A 24,716-nucleotide genomic window follows, 5' to 3' on the forward strand; every position below is an offset into this window, starting at 1 on the left:
GGGGACAACGGTCAGGAATCGGTTCCGTCAAGCGCCAGCCTGACGAGGGTGTCGGCGTCCATCTCGTCGAGGTCGAGGGCCTCGTCGGTGGACTCGTCGCCGCCGCTGTCGGCGTCGGTGAGGGTGAGCAGCAGGTCCAGCAGGCCGGCCTCGCGGATGCGGGCCAGCGGGATGGTCGCGAGCGCCTGCCGCACGGCCGCCTCCGCCGGGTCGCCGTCGTCCGTCCACCGCGCCTCGGGCACCAGCCCGTCGAGCAGGTGCTCGGCGAGGACGGCCGGGTGGGGGTAGTCGAAGACGAGGGTGGCGGGCAGCGACAGGCCGGTCGCCGCGGTCAGCCGGTTGCGCAGCTCGACCGCCGTCAGCGAGTCGAACCCGAGGTCCTTGAACGCGCGTTGCGGCTTGACCCGGTCCGTGCCTTGGTGGCCGAGCACGGCGGCGGCGTGGGTACGCACCAGGTCGACCAGGTGCCGGAGTTGCTCGGGGCGAGGCAGGGTGAGCAGGTGCTCCCGGAGCCCGTCGGCGGCGCCGCCCGGCTGCTCACCGCCGTGGGCGTGGAGCGCCTCCCGCGCCTCGGCGATGTCGTCGAGCAGCGGTCGGGGGCGGGCCGAGGCGTACGCCGGGGCGAAGACCGCCCAGTCGACGTCCGCCACGGTCAGCGCCGCCCGGGACTGCCCGACGGCGTGCCGCATCGCGTACACGGCATCGGCCGGCGCCATCGCCGTCAGGCCGCGCCGGGCCAGCAGCTGCCGGGCCTCGCCGGTGGCCATGCCGCCGTCGGCCCACGGTCCCCAGGCCACGGACGTCGCCGCCAGGCCCCGCCCGCGCCGGTGCTCCGCGAGCGCGTCGAGGAAGGCGTTGCCCGCCGCGTACGCCGCCTGCCCGCCGCTGCCCCACACCCCGGCGATGGAGGAGAACAGCACGAACGCGTCCAGCGGCCGGTCGCCGAGCAGTTCGTCCAGGTGCACCGCGCCGGCGACCTTGCCGGCGAGCACGCCGGCGAAGGCGGCCAGGTCCGTTTCGGCGATCATGCCGACGTCGCCGGCGCCCGCCGCGTGCACCACGGCCGTCAGCGGCGCGGGATCCTCGTCCAGGCTCGCCAGCAGGGCCGCCACCTGGTCGCGGTCGGCCACGTCGCAGGCGACGACCGACACCCGGACGCCCAGCGCGGTCAACTCCTCCCGCAGCTCCGCCGCGCCCGCGGCCCGCTCGCCGCGGCGGCTGGTCAGGACCACGCGCGCGGCACCGCCGGCCGCCACCCAGCGGGCCACGTGGGCGCCGAGCGCGCCGGTGCCACCGGTGATCAGCACCGTGCCGGACGGCTGCCAGCGTTCCGCCGCGTCGGGCGCGGCGGGTGTCGACCGGGCCAGTCGACGGACGAACACCCCGGAGGGGCGTACGGCCACCTGGTCCTCGTCACCGGCGCCGGTCACCACCCGCGCCAGCCGGTCCCAGCCCGTCGCGTCGACCTGGTCGGGCAGGTCCACCAGGCCACCCCAGAGCTGGGGGTGCTCCAGGCTCGCCACGCGTCCCAGCCCCCAGAGGCCGCTCTGGGCGACGTCGCGCACCGGGTCGCCGTCCCCGGCGCCGACCGCGCCCCGGGTCAGGCACCACAGCCGGGCCGTCGCCCCGGCGTCGTGCAACGCCTGGACGAGCAGCAGCGTGGCGGCCGTCCCGACCGGCACGGCCGGGTGGGCCGGGTGCGGCTGGCTGCGGAGTCCGAGCAGGGAGAGCACGCCGGCGACGGGTCCGTCGGCCAGCGCGTCGGCCAGCCGGCGGGTGAGGTCCGCCCGGTCGGTGCCGACGGGGTCGACGGTCAGCCGGACCACGTCGGCGCCGACCGCGGCGAGGGCCTTGGTGGCGGCCTCCGCCAGCGTGCCGTCCGTCAGGTCGTCCACCGCGGTCACGAGCAGCCACACACCGGGCTTCGCGGGAGCGGCGGCGAGGTCGGTCCGCTGCCACCCGACCCGGTACGACCACCCGTCCACGACCGCCCGACGCGCCCGCGCCCGGTGCCAGGTCGACAGGACCGGCAGGGCCGGGGTGAGGGCGTCCAGGGCCGCGCCGTCGTCGCCGAACTGGGCGGCGAGGGCGGTCAGGTCGGCCCGTTCCACCGCGTCCCAGAAGTCGGCGTCGCCGCTGTGGGTCGCCGTCTGCCGCGGTCGGCTCGCCGGCTCGGGCCAGTAGCGCTCGCGGTGGAAGGCGTACGTGGGCAGGTCGACCCGGCGCGCCCCGGTGTCGGCGAACCACTCCCGCCAGGCCACCGGCACGCCATGCACATGCAGCTCGGCCAGGGCGTGCAGCAGCGCATGCGCCTCCGGCCGGTCCCTGCGCTGGGCCGCTACGGCCAGCACGGCGTCGTCGTCGGGCAGGATGTCCGCCGCCATCGCGGTCAACACACTCTGCGGGCCGACCTCCAGGAACGTGTCCACCCCGGCCGCCCGCAGCGCGGTGATGCCGTCGGCGTACCGCACCGCCTCACGGACGTGCCGCACCCAATACTCCGAGCTGCGGACCTCCTCCGGGTCGGCGAGCGTCCCGGTCACGTTGGACACGATCGGCAACACCGGCGCGGCGAAGGTCAACCCCTCCAGGACCGTACGGAACTCCGCCAGCATCGGCTCCATCAACGGACTGTGGAACGCGTGACTCACCGTCAGCCGGCGGGTCCGCGCACCGCGCTCCCGCCACATCCGCTCCACCTCGTCGAGGGCGTCAAGCGCACCGGAGACGACGACCGACGTCGGCCCATTGACCGCCGCGATCCCGACCCGGTCGGACAGACCGGCGATCGACTCGACCACCGCGACCTCGCCCGCCGCCACCGCGAGCATCCCGCCACCGGCCGGCAACGCCTGCATCAACCGACCCCGCGCCGCCACCAACGCGCACGCATCCGCCAGCGACAGCACACCCGCGACGAAGGCGGCGGTCACCTCACCGATCGAGTGCCCCGCGACCATGTCCGGCACGATCCCGAACGACTCCACCAGCCGGAACAGCGCCACCTCGACCGCGAACAGCCCCGCCTGCGTGAACACGGTCTGGTCCAGCAGACCCGCCTCCGGGGTGCCCGCCTCGGCAGCGAACAGCACCTCCCGCAACGGACGCGACAGCAACGGATCCAGGTGCCCACACACCTCGTCCAACGCGGCCGCGAACACCGGGAACGCCCCATACAGCTCCCGGCCCATGCCCGCACGCTGCGCGCCCTGACCCGAGAACAGCAGCGCCAGCGAGCCCCGGCCGCCGGCCTGGCCCGCGACCACACCGCCCGCCGGTGCGCCGGACGCCAGCGCCGCGAGACCCGCCAACACCTCGTCCCGGCTCGCGCCGGACACGACCGCGCGCTGCTCCAGCGCCGGCCGAGTGGTCACCGAGGACCAGGCCACATCCAACGGACGCAGGTGCTCGTCCGTCGACAGCCACCGCGCCCACCGGCCCGCCTGCGCGGCCAGCGCCGCCTCCGACCGCGCGGACAGCAGCACCGGCACCACCGGCGGCACGCCCCGACCAACGATCTCGCCCTCGACGACGTCCGCCGGCGGCTGCTCGATGATCACGTGCGCGTTCGTGCCGGAAATACCGAACGACGACACCGCCGCCCGACGCGGCCGGTCCACCTGCGGCCACGGCGTCGGCTCCGTCGCCAACACCACCGCACCCGCCGTCCAGTCGATGTGCGGCGACGGCTCGTCCACGTGCAACGTCGGCGGCACCATACCGTGCCGCATCGCCAGCACCATCTTGATCACACCGGCGACACCCGCGGCGGCCTGGGCGTGACCGATGTTCGACTTGATCGACCCCAGCAGGAGCGGCTCGTCCCGCCCCTGCCCGTAGGTCGCGAACAACGCCTGCGCCTCGATCGGGTCACCCAACGTGGTGCCCGTGCCGTGCGCCTCGACGGCGTCCACGTCAGCGGGGGTCAGGCGCGCGTTGGACAGCGCCTGGCGGATCACCCGCTGCTGCGACGGACCGTTCGGCGCCGTCAGGCCGTTCGACGCCCCGTCCTGATTGACGGCGCTGCCGCGGACCACCGCCAGGATGCGCCGGCCCTCCCGCTGCGCGTCGGAGAGCCGCTGCACCAGCAGCACGCCGACGCCCTCGGACCAGCTCGTGCCGTCCGCGGACGCCGCGAACGACCTGCACCGGCCGTCCGGGGACAGACCCCGCTGCCGGGAGAACTCGACGAACGTGCTTGGCGTCGCCATCACCGTCACCCCACCGGCCAGCGCCAGGTCACACTCCCCCGACCGCAGCGCCTGCACGGCCAGGTGCAGCGCCACCAGGCTCGACGAGCAGGCGGTGTCCACGGTGACCGCCGGGCCTTCCAGGCCGAACGTGTACGCCACCCGGCCGGAGAGCACGCTGCCCGAGTTGCCCGTGCCCACGTAGCCCTCGACGTCCGGGGTCTCCATGAGCCGCGTCGCGTAGTCGTGGTAGATCACGCCCGCGAACACGCCGGTCCTGCTGCCCCGCAGGCCCGTCGGGTCCAGGCCCGCCGACTCGAAGGTCTCCCACGAGGCTTCCAGCAGCAACCGGTGCTGCGGGTCCATCGCGAGGGCCTCGCGGGGCGAGATGCCGAAGAAGCCGGGGTCGAACTCGGCGGCCCCGTAGAGGAAGCCACCGTGCCGCGTGTACGAGGTGCCGGCGTGCTCCGGGTCCGGGTCGAACAGCGACTCCAGGTCCCAGCCCCGGTCGGCCGGGAACTCGCCGATCCCCTCGCCGCCGGTGCTGACCAGCGTCCACAGCTCGTCGGGAGACTCCACTCCGCCCGGATAGCGGCAGGCCATGCCGACGATGGCGATCGGCTCGTCGGCCTCGCCGGCCGTCGGCTCGGCGGCGGCGGTGCCGCGGCGGGCACCGACCAGTTCCGCGTGCACGTGGGCCGCCAGGGCCTGGGGGGACGGGTAGTCGAACACCAGGGTCGAGGTGAGTCGCAGGCCGGTCGCGCCGTTGACCCGGTTGCGCAGCTCGACGGCGGTCAGCGAGTCGAAGCCCAGGTCCCGGAACGCGCGGTCGGCGGGCACCGCCTCCGCGCCGCCGTGCCCGAGCACCTGCGCGACCAGACCCCGCACCAGCTGGTCCACCTGCGCGAGACCGTCCTCGTCGCTGAGGCCGGCGAGCCGGTCGGCCCAGCCGCCGCCACCCTGCCCGGCGCGGCGGCGGGTCTGCGCCACGTCGACCAGGTTGCGCAGCATCGGTGGCACCACCGCGCCGGCGGCCGCCGCCCGCAGCGCCGGTACGTCGATCACGGCCGGCACCAGCACCGACCGCTCCGCCGCAACCGCGGTGTCGAACAGTTCGAGGCCGGTCCGGGCGTTCATCGGGCGGAGGCCGGCGCGCGCCGTCCGGGCGCGGTCGGTGCCGCCGATCGACGCCGCCATGCCGGCGGTGTCCCACATGCCCCACGCCAGGCTGACCGCCGGCAACCCGAGCTGCCGCCGCCACACCGCCAACCCGTCCAGGAACGCGTTACCCGCCGCATACGCCGACTGGCCCGGCGAACCCAACACCCCCGCCACCGACGAGAACACCACGAACAGATCCAGATCCAGGCTCGCCGTCGCCTCGTGCAGGAACCAGCCCGCCGACACCTTCGGCGCCAACACCCCGGCAAGCCGCTCAGCGGTCAACCCCTCGACCACACCGTCGTCCAACACGCCGGCCGTGTGCACCACACCCGCCAACCGACCCGCCGCAGTCACCTCACCGACCAGACCGAACACCTGATCCCGGTCCGCCACGTCACACGCCACCACCCGCACCGCGGCACCCAACCCGGTCAACCGCCGCGCCAACCCCTCGGCACCCGCAGCCTCCGGCCCCCGCCGCGACACCAACACCAACGACCGCACCCCGTACGACGACACCAGATGCTCCGCCACCAACGCACCCAACGCACCGGTACCACCGGTGACGAGCACCGTGCCCTCGCCCACCACGGCACCGTCCACCGACGCGGGCGCGACGGACCGCACCAGACGCGGCACGAGCACCTCGCCGGAGCGGACGGCCAGCTGGCCGCCGGCCGGGTCGGCCGCGAACCGGGCCAGGATGCCCAGCACGCCGGGGTCCACGCCGGCGTCGACGTCGGCCAGGATGATGCGCCCCGGGTGCTCCGACTGCGCCGACCGCAGCAGACCCCACACCGCCGCACCGGCCAGGTCGGTGACCCGGTCGTCGTTCCCGACGGACACGGCGCCCCGGGTGACCACCACCAGCTTCGAGTCCGCCAGGACGTCGGCCGCCAGCCAGGCCTGCACGAGGTCCAGCACGTCGGCGGTCACCGTGTGGACGGTCCGCGCCGGGTCGGCCCCGTCGGCGTCCGATCCGGCCGGCGTGAACAGCAGCAGGCGCGGCGGCGCGATGCCGGCGTCGATCGCGGCGCGAAGCTGCCTGATCGTCTCGGCGGAGGGACCGCCGGGGACGCCCGGCAGGGCCGGTCCGCCCAGCACCGCCCAGCCCGACGCGTCGTCGACCGGGTCGACCTCGTCGGCCTGCCAGACCACCTCGAACAGCGAGCGGGACGCCGCGCTCGCGGCGGTCACCCCGGTCAGCTCCCGCAGCACGAGGGACTCGACCGACACCACCGGCGCGCCCGCCTCGTCGCACGCCGTCAGCCGCACGCCGGAACCGTTGCGGGCCAACCGCACCCGCAGCACTCCCGCGCCCGAGGCGTGCACCTGCACGCCCTCGAACGCGAACGGCACCCGCGGGCCGCTCGACTCGTCCGACCCGGGCAGCAGCCCGATCGGGTGCAGGGCCGCGTCCAGCAGCGCCGGGTGCACGCCGAACCGGGCCGCCTCCGCCGCCGCGTCGTCGGGCAGGACCACCTCGGCGTACACGTCGGCGGCGGCGGTCCACACGCGGCGCAGGCCCTGGAACGCCGGCCCGTACGCCAGGCCGTGCTCGACCAGCGCCGGATACCAGCCGGCCAGGTCCACCTCGGTCGCGTCGGCCGGGGGCCAGGCGCCCGTCCTCGGCTCGTCGGCCGTCGCCGGCTCCAGCACGCCCTCCGCGTGCCGCGTCCAGCCCGCCTCGGGGTCGTCGTCGGGGCGCGAGTAGATGGCGAGGGGGCGCTGCGGCGTCTCCGCCGCCGACACCCGGACCTGGATCCGCACGCCGCCGGTCTCGGGGAGCACCAGCGGCACGAGCACCGTCAGGTCGCGCAGCCGGGGCAGTTCCACCTCGTCGCCGGCCCGCACGGCCAGCTCCACCAGCGCGGTACCGGGGACCAGCGTCACGCCGGAGACCACGTGATCCGCCAGCCACGGGTGCGTGGCCAGGGAGAGCCGGCCGGTCAGCACCATCTCGTCGTCGCCGGCCAGGTCCACGGCCGCGCCGAGCAGCCCGTGACCGGCCACGCCGAGGCCGGCGCCGGTGACGTCACCGGCCCGCAGCCTGCCGACGGCCGGCCAGAAGCGCTGCCGCTGGAACGGGTACGTCGGCAGGTCGACCGGGCGCGTCACGCCGGCCGGCAGGAGGGTGGTCCAGGTGACCGGCACGCCGTGCGCGTGCAGCTCGGCCAGCGCGGTCACCAGCGACACTGGTTCGGGCCGGCCCGGGCGCAGCGTCGCCACGACGGCCGCCGGCGAGGTGGCCCCGTCGTCCGGCAGGCAGGCGCGCGCCATGCCGGCGAGCACCGCGTCGGGGCCCAGTTCGAGGAAGGTGCGGACGTTGCGCTCGCGGAGGCTGGCGACGCCGTCGGCGAACCGGACGGTCCCGCGGACGTGCCGGACCCAGTAGTCGGGGGTGCCGATCTCGTCGGGGTCCGCGACCTTCCCGGTCAGGTTCGACACGATCGGCAGGACCGGCCAGTGGAACGTCAGTGCGTCGAGCGCCTGCCGGAACTCGGCCAGCATCGGCTCCATGAGCGGGCTGTGGAACGCGTGGCTGACGTTGAGCCGGCGGGTGCGGACGCCCCGCTCCCGCCAGGCCCGCTCCAGCTCGTCGAGCGCGCGGGCGTCCCCGGAGACCACCACGGCGGCCGGCGCGTTGACCGCCGCGACGCCGACTCGGTCGGTGAGCCCGGCCAGCGACGCCACGACGGCCGGCTCGTCGGCGCCGACGGCGAGCATCCCGCCGCCGGCGGGCAGAGCCTGCATGAGCCGGCCGCGCGCCGCGACCAGCGCGCACGCGTCGGCCAGGCTGAACAGGCCGGCGACGTACGCGGCGGCCACCTCGCCGATGGAGTGCCCGGCCACCAGGTCGGGCCGTACGCCGAACGACTCGACCAGCCGGAACAGGGCCACCTCGACGGCGAACAGCCCGGCCTGGGTGAACACCGTCTGGTCCAGCAGCTCCGCCGCCGGGGTGCCCGCCTCGGCGAACAGCACCTCGCGCAGCGGGCGGGGCAGGTGCGGGTCCAGGTGCCCGCACACCTCGTCGAGCGCGGCGGCGAAGGCCGGGAAGGCGTCGTACAGCTCGCGGCCCATGCCGGGGCGCTGCGCGCCCTGACCGGAGAAGAGGACGGCGGTCCGCCCGCCCCGGGCCACGCCGTGGACGACGGCGGCCGAGGGCTGGTCGTCGGCCAGCGCGTCGAGGGCGGCGAGCAGGTCGTCGCGGTCGCGGGGCAGCAGCACCGCGCGGTGTTCGAAGGCGCTCCGGCCGGTGGCGAGCGCCCGGGCGATGTCGGCGACGGTCAGGTCGGGCTCGTCGCGCACCAGGGCGCGCAGCCCGCGCGCCTGCTCGCGCAGGGCGGTGTCGTCGCGGGCCGAGAGGACGCAGGCGACGGGGCCGTCGGGGGCCGGCGCGGCGGGCGGGCCGGCCGGCGGGGCGGGCTCGTCGGGCGCCTGTTCGATGATGGTGTGCGCGTTGGTGCCGCTGATGCCGAACGACGACACCGCCGCGCGGCGGGGCCGGTCCACGGCCGGCCACGGCCGCGCCTCGGTGAGCAGCGCGACCGCGCCCGCCGACCAGTCGACGTGCGGCGAGGGCTTCTCGGCGTGCAGGGTGGGCGGCAGCACGCCGTGCCGCATCGCCAGCACCATCTTGATCACGCCGGCGACGCCGGCCGCCGCCTGGGCGTGGCCGATGTTCGACTTGACCGACCCCAACCACAGCGGCCGGTCCTGCGGCCGGCCCTGCCCGTACGTGGCGAGCAGCGCCTGCGCCTCGATCGGGTCGCCCAGCGCGGTGCCGGTGCCGTGCGCCTCGACGGCGTCCACGTCGGTCGTGGCGAGCCGGGCGTTGGCCAGGGCCTGCCGGATCACCCGCTGCTGGGCGGGCCCGTTCGGCGCGGTCAGGCCGCTGCTGGCGCCGTCCTGGTTCACCGCGCTGCCGCGGACGACGGCGAGGACGCGGTGGCCGTTGCGCTGCGCGTCGGAGAGTCGCTCCAGCAGGAGCATGCCGACGCCCTCGGCGAAGCCGGTGCCGTCGGCGCCCGCGCCGAACGCCTTGCACCGCCCGTCGGGCGACAGCCCGCGCTGCCGGGAGAACTCGGTGAGCATGCCCGGGGTGGACATGACGCTCACCCCGCCGGCGAGGGCGAGCCGGCACTCGTCCTGCCGCAGCGCCTGGGCGGCGAGGTGCAGCGCCACCAGGGACGACGAGCAGGCGGTGTCGACGGTGACCGCGGGGCCCTCCAGCCCGAACAGGTAGGAGATCCGGCCCGAGGCGACGCTGCCCGCGCTGCCGTTGCCGACGTGGCCGTCCAGCTCGTCGGTGGTCCCGGCGGCCTGGGAGGCGTAGTCGTGGTAGATGAGCCCGACGTAGACGCCGGTGCTGCTGCCGCGCGCCGAGTGGGGGTCGATTCCGGCCCGTTCGAAGGCCTCCCAGGACGTCTCCAGCAGCAGCCGCTGCTGCGGGTCCATCGCGAGGGCCTCCCGGGGCGAGATCCCGAAGAAGGCGGCGTCGAACTGGGCGGCGTCGTGGAGGAAGCCGCCCTGGCGGGGTACGGACGTGGTGTCCCCGCCGCTGGCGCGCAGGTCGTCCAGGTCCCAGCCCCGGTCGGTCGGGAAGGGCGAGATGACGTCGGCGCCGGCGGTGACCAGTTCCCAGAGCTGCTCGGGGGTCTGCACGTCGCCGGGGAACCGGCAGGCCATGCCGATGATGGCGATGGGCTCGTCGGGCACGGCGGCCGGGCCGGCCGTCGTCGGCCGGGTGGCCGCCACGCCGCCCAGTTCCTGGTCGAGGAACTCGGCGAGCACGACGGGGGCCGGGTAGTCGAACGCCACGGTCGCGGGCAGCCGCAGCCCGGTCGCGGCGGACAGCCGGTTGCGCAGTTCCACCGAGGTGAGCGAGTCGAAGCCCAGTTCCTTGAAGGGGCGGTGGGCGTCGACGCTCTCGGCCGAGCGGTGTCCGAGCACGGCGGCCACGCTGGCGGCCACCAGGTCGAGCAGGTGACCGCGCCGCTCGGCGGGGCTGAGCGTGGCCAGCCGGTCCCGCACCGACGCGGTGTCGGCCGGGCCGCGGCCGACCGCGCGCCGGGCCGGCCCGGTGGTGCGGATCAGGTCCCGCAGCAGGCTGGGCACGGTCTGACCGGTCGGTCGTGACGCCGCCGGCGGCAGGTTCATGAGTACGAGGTGGGCGGCGTCGCGCTGCCGCGCCAGCTCGAAGAGCGCCACGCCCTGCTGGTCGGTCAGGGGGGCGCTGGTGGCGCGGATGGCCCTGCGGTGCTCGTTGCCGCCGAGGTGGGCGGTCATGGCACTGCTGGCGGCCCAGAGTCCCCAGGCGAGGCTGGTGGCGGGCAGGCCCTCCTGCCGGCGGTGCCGGGCCAGCGCGTCGAGGAACGCGTTGGCCGCCGCGTAGTTGCCCTGCCCCGGCGAGCCCAGCGTGGCCGCCACCGAGGAGAACACCACGAACGCCGCCAGGTCCAGGTGCCGGGTCGCCTCGTGCAACGCCCAACCCGCGTCCACCTTCGGCGCCAGCACCGTACGCAGCGCCTGCTCGTCCAGCGAGGCGACGGTCGCGTCCGCGATCACCCCGGCGGTGTGCACCACCGCCGTCAGCGGGTGCGCCGGGTCGACCAGTTCCAGCAGGCGCGTCACCTGCGCGGGGTCGGTCACGTCGGCGGTGCCGGCGGTGACCCGGGCGCCCGCGCGGGTCAGTCCCTCGACCAGGTCCCGGTAGTGCTCGGGGTCGCGGCGGGAGGCCAGCAGCAGGTGCTTGGCCTGGCCGGTGGCGACGAGGTGGCGGGCGAACACGCCGGCGAGGGCGCCGCCGGCGCCGGTGATCAGCACGGTGCCGTCCGGGTCGGCCGGCGCGGGTACCCGCAGGACGACCTTGCCGATGTGCCGGGCCTGGCTGATGTGCCGCAGCGCCTGTCGGGCCTGGCGCACGTCCCAGGCGCGCACCGGCAGCGGCCGCAGCGCGCCCTGCTCGAACAGCGCGAGCACCTCGGTGAGCATCTCGCCGATGCGCCGGTGTCCGGCCTCGTTGAGGTCGAACGCGCGGTAGGTGACGCCCGGGTGCCGGGCGGCGACCACGTCGGGGTCGCGCAGGTCGGCCTTGCCCATCTCCACGAACCGGCCGCCGCGCGGCAGCAGCCGCAGCGACGCGTCGACGAACTCACCGGCCAGCGCGTCCAGCACCACGTCCACGCCGGCGCCACCGGTGACCGAGCCGAAGGTCTGCTCGAACTCCGTCGTCCGCGACGACGCGATCCGCTCCTCGGTGACCCCCAGCCCGCGCAGCACGCCCCACTTGCCAGGGCTGGCCGTGGCGAACACCGTCGCGCCCCAGTGCCGGGCGAGCTGGATGGCGGCCATGCCGACCCCACCCGCGCCGTTGTGGACGAGCACCGACTCGCCGGCCCGCAGGCCGGCCAGGTCGCGCAGCGCGTAGTAGGCGGTCAGGAAGACGACCGGCACGGAGGCGGCCTGCGCGAAGGACCAGCCGGCGGGGATCTTCGCGACGAGTTCGCGGGTGGCGATCACCTCGGGGGCGAAGGCGGGCTCGAACATGCCCAGCACGCGGTCGCCGGGCGCCAGGTCGGTCACGCCGGGGCCGACCTCGAGCACCACGCCCGCGCCCTCGCTGCCCATCACCGCCGACGGATCCGGGTACATCCCCAGCCCGATCAGCACGTCACGGAAGTTCACCCCCGCCGCGCGCACGGCGATGCGCACCTGGCCCGCGTCCAGCGCGACGGCCGCGGCGGGCACCATGCCGACCCCGTCCAGCGTGCCGGGGCTCACCGCGCCGACCCGCCACAGCCCGGCGGGCGGCACCAGTTCCTCGGCGACGGGGCCGGTGGGCCGGCCCAGGCGCGGGGTGCGCACCTCGTCGCCGCGCACCGCCACCTGGCCGCCCGTGGCGGACGGGTCGTCGGCCACCCCGGCGAGCACCGCCAGGGTCGCCGGGGTCAGCTCACCGTCGACGTCGGCGAGGACGATCCGCCCCGGGTGCTCGGACTGCGCGGAGCGCAACAGGCCCCAGACCGCCGCGCCGGCCAGGTCCCGCACCGCGTCGGCGGGCGCGGCGACCACGGCGCCGCGGGTAAGCACCACCAGCGTCGTGTCGGCCAGGGCCTCGATGGCCAGCCAGGAGCGCACCACGTGCAGCACCCGGGCGGTGGCCGCGCACACCAGGTCGGGCAGTGCGGCGTCCGGCGCGTCCGGGGCGACCGGGAGCACGAGCGCGCGGGGCGCCTCGACGGATCCGGCCGCGACCGCGGCGCTCAGGTCGTCGACGGTGGGGAACACCGGCGTGGACAGGCCCGCCGGCGCGTCCCCGTCGCCGAGGAGGACCCAGCCGGAGACGTCCCGGGCCCCGGTGACCTGCTCGGGCTGCCAGGTCACCTCGAACAGCGACCGCTCCGCGGTCTCCGTGCCGGCGGCGTCGGTCATCTCCCGCAGCGCGAGCGACTCCACGGACACCACCGGCGCGCCCGACTCGTCGCCGGCCACCAGCCGCACCCGCGAGCCTGTCCGGGTCAGCCGCACGCGCAGCGTCCGGGCGCCGGAGGCGTGCACCTGCACGCCCTCGAACGCGAAGGGCACCCGCGGTCCGCCGGACCGCTCGGTCAGCAGCAGCCCGACGGGGTGCAGCGCGGCGTCCAGCAGCGCCGGGTGCACGGCGAAGCCGGCGGCGTCGACGGCCGCGTCGTCCGGCAGGGCGACCTCGGCGTACGCCTCGTCGCCGCCGCTCCACAGCCGGCGCAGGCCCCGGAACGCCGGGCCGTAGGCCAGGCCCCGCTCCGCCAGCGCCGGGTACCAGCCGGCGAGGTCGACCTCGGCCACCCCGACGGGCGGCCAGGGGCCCACCGCCGGCTCGTCGGCGGCGTGCTCCAGCACGCCGTCGGCGTGCCGCACCCACTCGGCCTCCGGATCGCCGTCGGGCTGCGAGTGCACCGCCACCGGCCGGGCGCCGGAGCCGTCGGCCGCGCCGACGCGCACCTGCACGCGTACCGCGCCGGACTCCGGCAGCACCAGCGGCGCGGCCACCGTCAGCTCGCCGACCCGCGACGCACCCACCTCGTCACCGGCGCGCACCGCCAGCTCCACCAGCGCGGTCCCCGGCACCACCACGGCACCGCCGACCACGTGGTCCGCCAGCCACGGGTGCGTCGACACCGACAGCCGGCCGGTCAACACCACCTCGTCGTCGCCGGCCAGGCGCACGGCCGCGCCGAGCAGCCCGTGCCCGGCGGCGCCGAGGCCCGCGCCGGACACGTCACCGGCCGCCGACCGGTCGACCGCCGGCCAGAACCGCTCTCGCTGGAAGGCGTACGTGGGCAGGTCGACCGGGCCGGCGCCGCAGCCGGCGAAGACCGTCGCCCAGTCCACGGGCACCCCGGCGACGTGCAGCTCACCGAGGTTGGCCAGGAGCTGGTGCGGACCGCTCTCGTCGCGACGCAGCGAGCCCACCACCACGCCCGCCTCGATGCCGCCGGTGGCCCGCTCCAGCGCCTCCTGGACGGCCACCTTCAGCACGGGATGCGGGCTGACCTCGACGAAGACCCGGAAGCCCTGGTCGATCAGCCGGTCCACGACCGGCGCCAGCCGGACGGGCTCCCGCACGTTGCGGTACCAGTAGTCCGCGTCGAGTTCGGCGGTGTCGACGGGCTCCCCGGTGACCGTCGAGTGGAAGGCCACCGTGGTGGACCGGGGCTCGACGGTGCCGAGGGCGGTCACCAGGTCCTCGCGTACGGCGTCGACGTGGCCGCTGTGCGCGGCGTAGTCGACGGCGATCTGGCGGGCCCGGACGTCCCGCTCGGCGCAGTGCGCGAGCAGTTCGGCGACCGACGCCGAGTCGCCGGCGACCACGGTCACGGCGGCGCCGTTGAGGGCGGCGACGGAGAGCTTCCCCTGCCACGGCGAGATGAGCTGCTCGGTGTCGGCGGCGGGGAGCGGGACGGAGGCCATGCCGCCCCGACCGGCGAGCGCCAGCAGCCCGCGGCTGCGCGCCACGACGAGCCGCACCGCGTCCGCGAGGGTCAGCGCGCCGGCGGCGCAGGCCGCGGCGATCTCCCCCTGCGAGTGCCCGACGACGGCGGCCGGTACGACGCCGCACGCGCGCCAGAGCTGCGCGAGGGACACCATGACGGAGAAGAGCACGGGCTGGACCACGTCCACCCGGTCCAGCGACGGCGCGCCGGGCGCCTCCCGGAGCACGTCCTCCAGGGACCAGTCGACGTGCCGGGACAGCTCGTCCGCGCACTCCCGCATCCGCCGCCGGAAGACCGGCGAGGTCTCCATCAGGTCCAGCGCCATGCCCGCCCACTGCGAGCCCTGGCCGGGGAAGACGAAGACGACCTTCGGCGTCGCGTCCGCGCTGCTCGGCGTGCCGTCGCCCGCGGCGAGCGCGGCCAGCCGGGCGACGGCCTCGTTCCGGTCGCCGGCCACGGCGACCGCGCGGTACGCATGGTGGGCGCGCCGGGTGGCCAGGGAGTACCCGAGGTCGCGCAGGTCCAGGTCGGCGTCGTCGGCGAGTCGCTCGCCGAGGCGGGCGGCCTGCTCCCGCAGGGCGCGGGGGCTGCGGCCGGAGACCAGCAGCGGCACGGCGGCGGCTCCGACCAGGCCGGGCAGGTCCTCCGCCGGCGGGGGCGTCGGCACCGGGGCGGGCTCGTCGGGCGCCTGTTCGATGATGGTGTGCGCGTTGGTGCCGCTGATGCCGAACGACGACACCGCCGCGCGGCGGGGCCGGTCCACGGCCGGCCACGGCCGCGCCTCGGTGAGCAGCGCGACCGCACCCGCCGACCAGTCGACGTGCGGCGACGGCTCGTCCACGTGCAGCGTGGGCGGCAGCACGCCGTGCCGCATCGCCAGCACCATCTTGATCACGCCGGCGACGCCGGCCGCCGCTTGGGCGTGGCCGATGTTCGACTTGACCGACCCGAGCCAGAGCGGCTCCCCGCCGTCGCGGTCCCGGCCGTAGGTGGCCAGCAGCGCCTGCGCCTCGATCGGGTCGCCGAGGGTGGTGCCGGTGCCGTGCGCCTCGACGGCGTCCACGTCGGTCGCGGCGAGCCGGGCGTTGGCCAGGGCCTGCCGGATCACCCGCTGCTGTGACGGACCGTTCGGGGCGGTCAGTCCGTTGGACGCGCCGTCCTGGTTGACGGCGCTGCCCCGGACCACGGCGAGCACGCGGTGCCCGTTGCGCCGGGCGTCGGAGAGGCGCTCCACCAGCAGCATCCCCACGCCCTCGGACCAGCCGGTGCCGTCCGCCGCGGCGGCGAACGCCTTGCACCGCCCGTCCGGGGCCAGCCCGCCCTGCCGGGAGAACTCGGAGAACATGCCGGGCTGCGCCATCAGTGCCACCCCGCCGGCGAGCGCCAGGTCGCACTCGCCGCCGCGCAGCGCCTGCGCCGCGAGGTGCAGCGCCACCAGGGAGGAGGAGCAGGCGGTGTCGACGGTGACGGCCGGGCCTTCGAGGCCGAAGGTGTAGGCGACCCGCCCGGAGGCGACGCTGCCCGCCGTACCGGTCAGCAGGTGCCCCTCGAGGCCGTCCAGGTCGTCGCGTCCGCTGCTCGCGTAGCCGGAGGAGGCGGCGCCGACGAAGACCCCGGTGGCGGTGCCGGTCACCCCGGTGGGGTCGATGCCGGCGTACTCGAAGCTCTCCCAGGCGGTCTCCAGCAGCAGCCGCTGCTGCGGGTCCATCGCGAGGGCCTCGCGGGGACTGATGTTGAAGAAGCCCGCGTCGAAGTCGGCCGCGTCGTAGAGGAACCCGCCCTGGTCGGTGACGGTGCCGCCGGCCTGGTCGCCGTCCGTGCCGTACAGCCGGTCGAGGTCCCAGCCGCGGTCGGTGGGGAACCCGCCGATCGCGTCGGCCCCGGAAGTGACGAGCTGCCACAGCTGCTCGGGGGTGGCGACGCCGCCGGGGTAGCGGCAGGCCATGCCGATGATGGCGATCGGCTCGTCGGCGTCGCCGGCGGCGGCGGTACGGGTCGTCGGGCCGGCGCCGGTGGCCCGGCCGAGCTGCTGGAACAGGTGGTCGGCCAGCCGCGCGGGGGTGGGGTGGTCGAAGGCCAGCGTGGCGGAGAGCCGCAGCCCGGTGGCGGCGCCCAGCCGGTTGCGCAGCTCGACGGAGGTCAGCGAGTCGAAGCCGAGGTCCCTGAAGGCCCGGGCGGCGGAGACCGCCTGCGTCGAGGCGTGGCCCAGCACGGTCGCGGCCTGTCCGCAGACCAGGTCGACCAGCGCCTGCCGGGCGTCCGCCTCGGGCAGGCCGCCCAGCCGGTCCCGCCAGAACGCCCCGGCGGTCGGCTGGTCGGTGGCCGTCCGCCGCCGGCCGGCGCCGCGCAGCAGCTGCCGCAGCAGCGGCGGCACCGCGCTGGTGTCGCCGGTGACCTGGAGCCGGGCCGCGACGACGACCGGCGAGGCCGACGGGAGGGCCGCATCGAAGAGTTCGGTGCCTTCGGCCGGGGAGAGGGCGCTCATCCCGACCCGCCGCAGCCGCTGCCGGTCGTCCCCGTCGAGGTGCGCGGTCATCGCGCTGGCGGCGGCCCACATGCCCCAGGCGATGCTCGTGGCGGGCAGGCCCTCCTGCCGGCGGTGCCGGGCCAGCGCGTCGAGGAACGCGTTGGCCGCCGCGTAGTTGCCCTGCCCCGGCGAGCCCAGCGTGGCCGCCACCGAGGAGAACACCACGAACGCCGCCAGGTCCAGGTGCCGGGTCGCCTCGTGCAACGCCCAACCCGCGTCCACCTTCGGCGCCAGCACCGTACGCAGCGCCTGCTCGTCCAGCGAGGCGACGGTCGCGTCCGCGATCACCCCGGCGGTGTGCACCACCGCCGTCAGCGGGTGCGCCGGATCGATCCCGGCGATCAGCTCGGTGACCTGCGCGGGGTCGCTGACGTCGACCGCCACGGCGGTGACGTCGGCGCCGGCGTCGGTGAGGTCGCGGACCAGGGTGGCGTAGTCGCCGCCGGCCTGGTCGGGGTGGCGGCGAGAGGCCAGCAGCAGGTGCTTGGCCTGGCCGGTGGCGACGAGGTGGCGGGCGACCACGCCGGCCAGCGTCCCGGCGGCGCCGGTGACCAGTACGGTGCCCTCGGGGTCGACCGGGGCGGGGATGCGCAGCACCACCTTGCCGACGTGCCGGGCCTGGCTGACGTACCGCAGCGCCTGTCGGGCCTGGCGCACGTCCCACACCCGCACCGGCAGCGGCCGCAGCGCGCCCTGCTCGAACAGCGCGAGCACCTCGGTGAGCATCTCCCCGATCCGGGCACTGCCCGCCTCGTTCAGGTCGAACGCGCGGTACGTCACCCCGGGGTGCCGGGCGGCGACCACGTCCGGGTCGCGGACGTCGGCCTTGCCCATCTCCACGAACCGGCCGCCGCGCGGCAGCAGCCGCAGCGACGCGTCGACGAACTCACCGGCCAACGCGTCCAGCACCACGTCCACGCCGGCGCCACCGGTGACCGAGCCGAAGGTCTGCTCGAACTCCGTCGTCCGCGACGACGCGATCCGCTCCTCGGCCACGCCCAGCCCGCGCAGCACGCCCCACTTGCCCGGGCTGGCCGTGGCGAACACCGTCGCGCCCCAGTGCCGGGCGAGCTGGATGGCGGCCATGCCGACCCCACCCGCGCCGTTGTGGACGAGCACCGACTCGCCGGCCCGCAGGCCGGCCAGGTCGCGCAGCGCGTAGTAGGCGGTCAGGAAGACCAGGGGCACCGACGCCGCCTGGGTGAAGGACCAGCCGGCGGGCATCTTCGCGACCCGCTGCCGGTGGGCGACCGCCTGTGGGCCGAACCCGAGCTCGAACATGCCCATCACCCGGTCGCCGGGCGCCAGGTCGGTCACGCCGGGGCCGACCTCGACCACCACGCCCGCGCCCTCGCTGCCCATCACCGCCGACGGATCCGGGTACATCCCCAGCCCGATCAGCACGTCACGGAAGTTCACCCCCGCCGCGCGCACGGCGATGCGCACCTGACCCGCCTCCAGCGCGACGGCCGTGGCGGGCACCATGCCGATCCCGTCCAGCGTGCCGGGCGCGACGGCGGCCAGGTGCCACGGTCCGGACGACGGCGGCGTCAGCTCGTCGCCCGCCGGCCGCACCAGCCTCGGCACGAGGGTCCGGTCGCCCCGCACGGCGAGTTGGCCGCCGGAGACCGACGGGTCGACCGCGGCCCCGGCCAGCACGGCGAGGGTCTCCCGGTCCAGCTCGCCGCCGACGTCGGCGAGGACGATCCGCCCCGGGTGCTCGGACTGCGCGGAGCGCAGCAGGCCCCAGACCGCCGCGCCGGCCAGGTCGGTGACCCGGTCGTCGTCGCCGGCGGTCACCGCGCCCCGGGTCACCACCACCAGCTTCGCGTCCGCCAGCTCGTCGGCGGCGAGCCAGGACCGCAGCACGTCCAGGACGTCGTTGGTGACCGCCCGCACGGCGTCCGGAACGGCGACGCCGGGGTCGCCGACCGGCACCGCCAGCAGCACCTGCCGGGCCGAGGCCCCGCTCGCCACCAGCGCCGCGACGTCGGCGTGGACCGGCAGCTCCGCCAGCGCGGCCGGCGCGGAGCGGCCCAGCACCGCCCACCCGGCGAGGTCGTCGACCCCGGCGATCCGCTCGGCCTGCCACGCCACGTCGAACAGCGACCGGGCGGCGGCGCCCCGGGCTGCCACCCCCGTCATCTCCCGCAGCACCAGGGAGTCCACCGACACGACCGGCGCGCCGGAGCCGTCGCAGGCGACCAGCCGCACCCCGGACCCGTTGCGGGTCAGCCGCACCCGCAGCGTCCTGGCACCCGAGGCGTGCACCTGCACACCCTCGAACGCGAACGGCACCCGCGGCCCGCCCGTCGGCTCGGCGGCGAGCAGCAGCGCCACCGGGTGCAGCGCGGCGTCCAGCAGCGCCGGGTGCACCCCGAACGCCGTCGCGTCCCCGGCCGCCTCGTCGGGAAGCGTCACCTCGGCGTACACCTCGCCGTCGGCCGACCAGACGCGCCGCACGCCCTGGAACACCGGTCCGTACGACAGGCCGTGCTCCGCCAGCTTCGGATACCAGTCGGCCAGGTCCACCTCGGCCACGTCCGCGGGCGGCCACGGCCCGACGGCCGGCTCGTCGGCCGACATCGGTTCCAGCGTCCCGTCGGCGTGCCGCACCCACTCGGCGTCGCCGTCCTCCTCGGGCTGCGAGTGGACGGCCACCGACCGGACGCCGGCCCCGTCGGCCGCGCCGACGCGCACCTGCACGCGTACCGCGCCGGACTCGGGCAACACCAGCGGCGCGGCCACCGTCAGCTCGCCCACCCGCGACGCACCCACCTCGTCACCGGCGCGCACCGCCAGCTCCACCAGCGCGGTCCCCGGCACCACCACGGCACCGCCGACCACGTGATCGGCCAGCCACGGGTGCGTCGACACCGACAGCCGGCCGGTCAACACCACCTCGTCGTCACCGGCCAGGCGCACGGCCGCGCCGAGCAGCGGGTGTCCCGCCACGCCCAGGCCGGCGCCCGACACGTCGCCGGCCCGCCACGGCACCACCTCGGGCCAGAACCGCTCCCGCTGGAACGCGTACGTGGGCAGGTCGACCCGCCGCGCTCCGGTGTCGGCGAACCACTGCCGCCAGGTCACCGGCACGCCGTCGACGTGCAGCTCGGCCAGGGCGTGCAGCAGCGCGTGCGCCTCGGGGCGGTCCCTGCGCTGGGCCGCTACGGCCAGCACGGCGTCGTCGTCGGGCAGGATGTCCGCCGCCATCGCGGTCAGCACGCTCTGCGGGCCGACCTCCAGGAACGTGTCCACCCCGGCGGCCCGCAGCGCGGTGATGCCGTCGGCATACCGCACCGCCTCACGGACGTGCCGCACCCAGTACTCCGGGCTGCGGATTTCGTCGGCGTCGGCGAGCGTCCCGGTCACGTTCGACACCAGCGGCAGCACGGGCGCGGCGAAGGTCAGCCGCGCCACGAGGCCGCGGAACCGCTCCAGCATCGGCTCCATCAGCGGGCTGTGGAACGCGTGGCTCACCGTCAGCCGGCGGGTCCGCACACCGCGCTCCCGCCAGGCCCGCTCGACCTCGTCGAGGGCTTCGACGGCGCCGGACACCACAACGGAGGTCGGGCCGTTCACGGCCGCGATCCCCAGCCGGTCGGTCAGGCCGGCGAGCGACTCGGCCACCGCGGCCTCGTCCGCCGCCACGGCCAACATCCCGCCGCCAGCCGGCAGCGCCTGCATCAGCCGACCCCGCGCCGCGACCAGCAGGCAGGCGTCCTCCAGGGACAGCACCCCGGCCACGTGCGCGGCAGCGATCTCACCGACCGAGTGCCCGCCCACGAAGTCCGGCACCACTCCGAACGACTCGACCAGGCGGAACAGGGCCACCTCGACGGCGAACAGCCCGGCCTGGGTGAACACGGTCTGGTCCAGCAGTTCCGCCTCGGGGGTGCCCGCCTCGGCGAACAGCACCTCCCGCAGCGGCCGCGGCAGCACCCGGTCCAGGTGCCCGCACGCCTCGTCGAGCGCGGCGGCGAAGACCGGGAACGCGCCGTACAGCTCCCGGCCCATGCCGGCGCGCTGCGCGCCCTGACCGGAGAAGAGCACCGCCAGCGGGCCCCGGTCCCCGGCCCGGCCGGTGACCACCGCGCCCGACGGCTCCCCCGCCGCCAGGGCGGCCAGGCCGGCCAGCAGGCCCGCGCGGTCCTCCGCGAGCACCACGGCGCGCTGGTCGAGCGTCGACCGGGACACCGCCGACGACCAGGCCACGTCGACCGGGTCCAGCCTCTCGTCGTCGCCCAGCCAGCGGGCCCACCGGTCCGCCTGGCCGGACAACGCGGCCGGCTGCGCGGCGGAGAGCAGCACCGGCGCGACGGCGGGCCGGCGGGACGGGGCGGCCTCGTCGGCGGCGGGTTCCGGGCTCGGGGCCTGCTCCAGGATCAGGTGGGCGTTCGTGCCGCTCATGCCGAAGGACGAGACGGCGGCCCGCCGGACGTGGTCGCCGCCCGCCCACGGGCGCGCCTCGTCGAGCAGGGCCACCGCCCCCGTCGACCAGTCGACGTGCGGGGACGGCCGGTCCACGTGCAGGGTGGGCGGCAGCACGCCGTGCCGCATCGCCAGCACCATCTTGATGACGCCGCCGGCGCCGGCCGCGGCCTGCGGGTGGCCGATGTTCGACTTCAGCGACCCCAGCCACAGCGGCCGGTCGGCGGGCCGCCCCTGGCCGTACGTGGCCAGCAGCGCCTGCGCCTCGATCGGGTCGCCGAGCCGGGTGCCCGTGCCGTGCGCCTCCACGACGTCCACGTCGGACGGCGCGAGCCGGGCGTTCTCCAGCGCCTGCCGGATGACCCGCTGCTGGGCGGGGCCGTTGGGGGCGGTCAGGCCGCTGCTGGCGCCGTCCTGGTTGACCGCGCTGCCCCGGATCACCGCCAGGACGGGGTGACCGTTGCGCCGGGCGTCGGAGAGCTTCTCGACCAGCAGCATGGCGACGCCCTCGGACCAGCCGGTCCCGTCGGCGTCGGCGGAGAACGCCTTGCACCGGCCGTCGGAGGCGAGCCCGCGCTGCCGGGAGAACTCGACGAAGGCGCCGGGCGTGGCCAGCACGGTGACGCCGCCGGCCACGGCGAGGGAGCACTCCCCGTCCCGCAGGGCCTGGCCGGCGAGGTGCAGCGCGACCAGCGAGGACGAGCAGGCGGTGTCGATCGTGACGGCGGGCCCCTCCAGCCCGAAGGAGTACGCCAGCCGACCCGACATGACGCTCGCCGCGGTGCCGGTCAGGACGTAGCCCTCCGCGCCCTCCGGCAGCTGCCGCAGCACGGACGTGTAGTCCTGCCCCGCCGTGCCGACGAACACGCCGGTGCGGCTGCCCCGCACCGACGTGGCGTCGATGCCGGCCCGCTCGAATAGCTCCCAGGTGACCTCCAGCAGCAGCCGCTGCTGCGGGTCCATGGCCAGCGCCTCGCGCGGCGAGATCCCGAACAGGGTCGGGTCGAACAGGCCGGCGTCGCGCAGGAAGCCGCCCCGGTTGCTGTAGGTGGTGCCGGGGTGGTCGGGGTCCGGGTCGTAGAGCCCGTCGAGGTCCCAGCCCCGGTCGTCGGGGAACGTGCCGGTGGCGTCGATCCCGCCCGCGACCAGGTCCCAGAGGTCCTCCGGCGAGGCGACCTCGCCGGGGAAGCGGCAGGCCATGCCGACGATCGCGATCGGCTCCGCGTCCTCGTTCTCCAGCTCGCTCAGCCGCCGGCGCGCCAGGCGGAGCTCGGAGGTCACCCACTTCAGGTGTTCGAGGAGCTTGTCTTCGTCCGCCATGACCCACCCGCCCAGAGCTTGCTATCGATCGGAATCTGCCGATTCGCTGACCACACCACCGCCGACGGCCCGGCTTCGTGCCCAGACGGACGGGGACGCGGCCGTCCGGCGCACGCACCCGATCCCCTGTGCCGAATTCCGTTCCCGTGCCTGCTCAGGCGCCGTCACGCCGGAGCCCCTGCCGGCACATGCCCGCCACCGTGAGTGGACGCTACTGAGCGCCAATGGCGTCCCCAACCCCTAGAGAACCCCTGATCGCCGGGTCCGGAAGGGCCGCCGCGGCGCGCCGGAAAGTGGACGTCGGACCGCACCCGGCGGCCGGTCAGGCGGGGTGGCCGACGGGCGCCGGCAGGATGCGGCGCAGCCGGCCCGGGGGCGTCGAGCGGCGCCGCCACTCCCGCGGGTAACCCACCGAGACCTCTTCGAACCGGACGCCGTCGTACCAGGTGGTGCGCGGGATGTGCAGGTGACCGTAGACGGCGACGCGGGCGTCGAAGCGGACGTGCCAGTCCGCGGTGGCCTCGGTGCCGCACCACTGCGCGAACTCCGGGTAGCGCAGGATGCGGGTGGGTTCGCGTACGAGCGGGAAGTGGTTGACCAGGACGGTCGGGAGGCCGCCCCGTTCCGCGACGAGCCGGCGCTCGGTCAGGGCCAGCCGCGCCCGGCACCAGGCGTCCCGCGTCGGGTACGGGTCCGGGTGCAGCAGGATCTCGTCGGTGCAGACCACACCCACCTCGTGGGCGCGCGCCAGGGCCTGCTCCTTGGTGTACGTCCCGGGGGGCCGGAAGGTGTAGTCGTAGAGCAGGAACAGCGGGGCGATCAGCACGGGGTCGTCGCCCCGCGGGTCCCAGACCGGGTACGGGTCCTCCGGGGTGACCACCCCGAGACCGCGGCACAGTTCCACCAGGTGCCGGTAGCGCTCGTCGCCGCGCAGCTGGACCGGGTCCTCCCGGGGGGTCCAGAGCTCGTGGTTGCCGGGGGCCCAGACCACCTTGGCGAAGCGTCGGCTGAGCAGCCCGAGGGCCCACTCGATGTCGCTGACGAACTCCCCGACGTCACCGGCGACGATCAGCCAGTCGCCGTCGCCCTCCGGCCGCAGCCGCTCGACGATGGCCCGGTTCTCCGCGTAGACCACGTGCAGGTCGCTGACGGCGAGCAACTGAGGCAGGCCCGATCCGGCCACCCGGACCTCCCGTCCATCCGGGGTACCGCGCGCACCCACACATCCGCACCGTCCGGGCTGCCGCTGGGCAGCACGGGACGACCTGACGGGCTCCGACCCTACGGAGCCGGACCCGCGCGGGCACACCCCTAGACAGCCGCCGCGCACCCCTAGGCGGCGGTGACCTGCCCATGCCGGCATCGGCAGGTCACCGCTCCCGGCGTGCCGCCGCCCGTGCCCGTCGCGGCGCCGGCCGCGCTCCGCCCGCCTCGGGCGACACCTGCTCAGGACTTGCCGAACTCCCGCTGGATGATGTCGAACAGCTCCTCCCGGCTCGCCGACTGCAGCTCCTCCCCGGCGGCCGGCGCGGGCGCGGGCGCGGACCGCCCCCGCCAGCGGGCCACCAGATCCTCCAGCCGGCCGATGACCGCGTCGTCGACCTGGCCGCCGGGCAGCCCGCCGAGGAGCTGGTCGAGGCGCTCGATCTCCGCCACGATCGGCAGTTCCGGCTGGTCGGGCGTCAACTCGGCCCGCAGGTGGTTGGCGAGCGCGGTCGGCGTGGGGTGGTCGAAGACGAGCGTGGCAGGCAGCGCGATCCCCGTCTCGGCGGTCAGCCGGTTGCGCAGCTCGACCGCGGTGAGCGAGTCGAAGCCCAGTTCGAGGAAGCCGCGGCCGGGTCTGATCGCGCGGGGCGTGGCGTGGCCGAGCACCGCCGCGGCGGTGCCGCGGACGAGGTCGAGCAGGATGCGGTCGCGCTCCGGTTCGGAGGCGGCGGCCAGCCGCTCCCGCAGCGCCGACGCCGCGCCGCCGTCGTCGCCCTTCGGCGTCCTGTCGTCCTGCTCCGGCCGGGCCTCGGGGATCTCGGTGAAGAGACGACTCGGCCGCATCGCCGTGAACGACGACACAAACCGATCCCACCGCACATCCGCCACCACCACCTGCGC

3 protein-coding genes are annotated in these 24,716 nt (G+C 76.2%); all 3 read right to left on the bottom strand.

Annotated elements, in window-relative coordinates:
• Nucleotides 1–11 precede the first annotated feature (11 nt).
• The 3 genes from ACGF7U_RS31225 to ACGF7U_RS31235 all read right to left on the bottom strand — a co-directional run bounded on the left by ACGF7U_RS31225 (nucleotide 12) and on the right by ACGF7U_RS31235 (nucleotide 24,677).
• Nucleotides 12–22,610: a type I polyketide synthase gene (locus ACGF7U_RS31225; protein WP_393112870.1), complete on the bottom strand. Its 22,599-nt coding sequence runs from the start codon at nucleotides 22,608–22,610 to the stop codon at nucleotides 12–14.
• 322 nt (nucleotides 22,611–22,932) lie between these two features.
• Nucleotides 22,933–23,793, bottom strand: coding sequence for a metallophosphoesterase family protein (locus ACGF7U_RS31230; RefSeq protein WP_393112872.1), 861 nt, complete (start codon nucleotides 23,791–23,793; stop codon nucleotides 22,933–22,935).
• A 263-nt stretch (nucleotides 23,794–24,056) separates the two neighbouring features.
• The gene (locus ACGF7U_RS31235; RefSeq protein WP_393112874.1) at nucleotides 24,057–24,677 is read right to left on the bottom strand and encodes a phosphopantetheine-binding protein; all 621 of its coding nucleotides are present in this window, start codon (nucleotides 24,675–24,677) and stop codon (nucleotides 24,057–24,059) included.
• Between the last annotated feature and the right edge of the window lie 39 nt (nucleotides 24,678–24,716).

This window comes from Micromonospora sp. NPDC047670 (assembly GCF_043204915.1).
Classification (GTDB): domain Bacteria; phylum Actinomycetota; class Actinomycetes; order Mycobacteriales; family Micromonosporaceae; genus Micromonospora.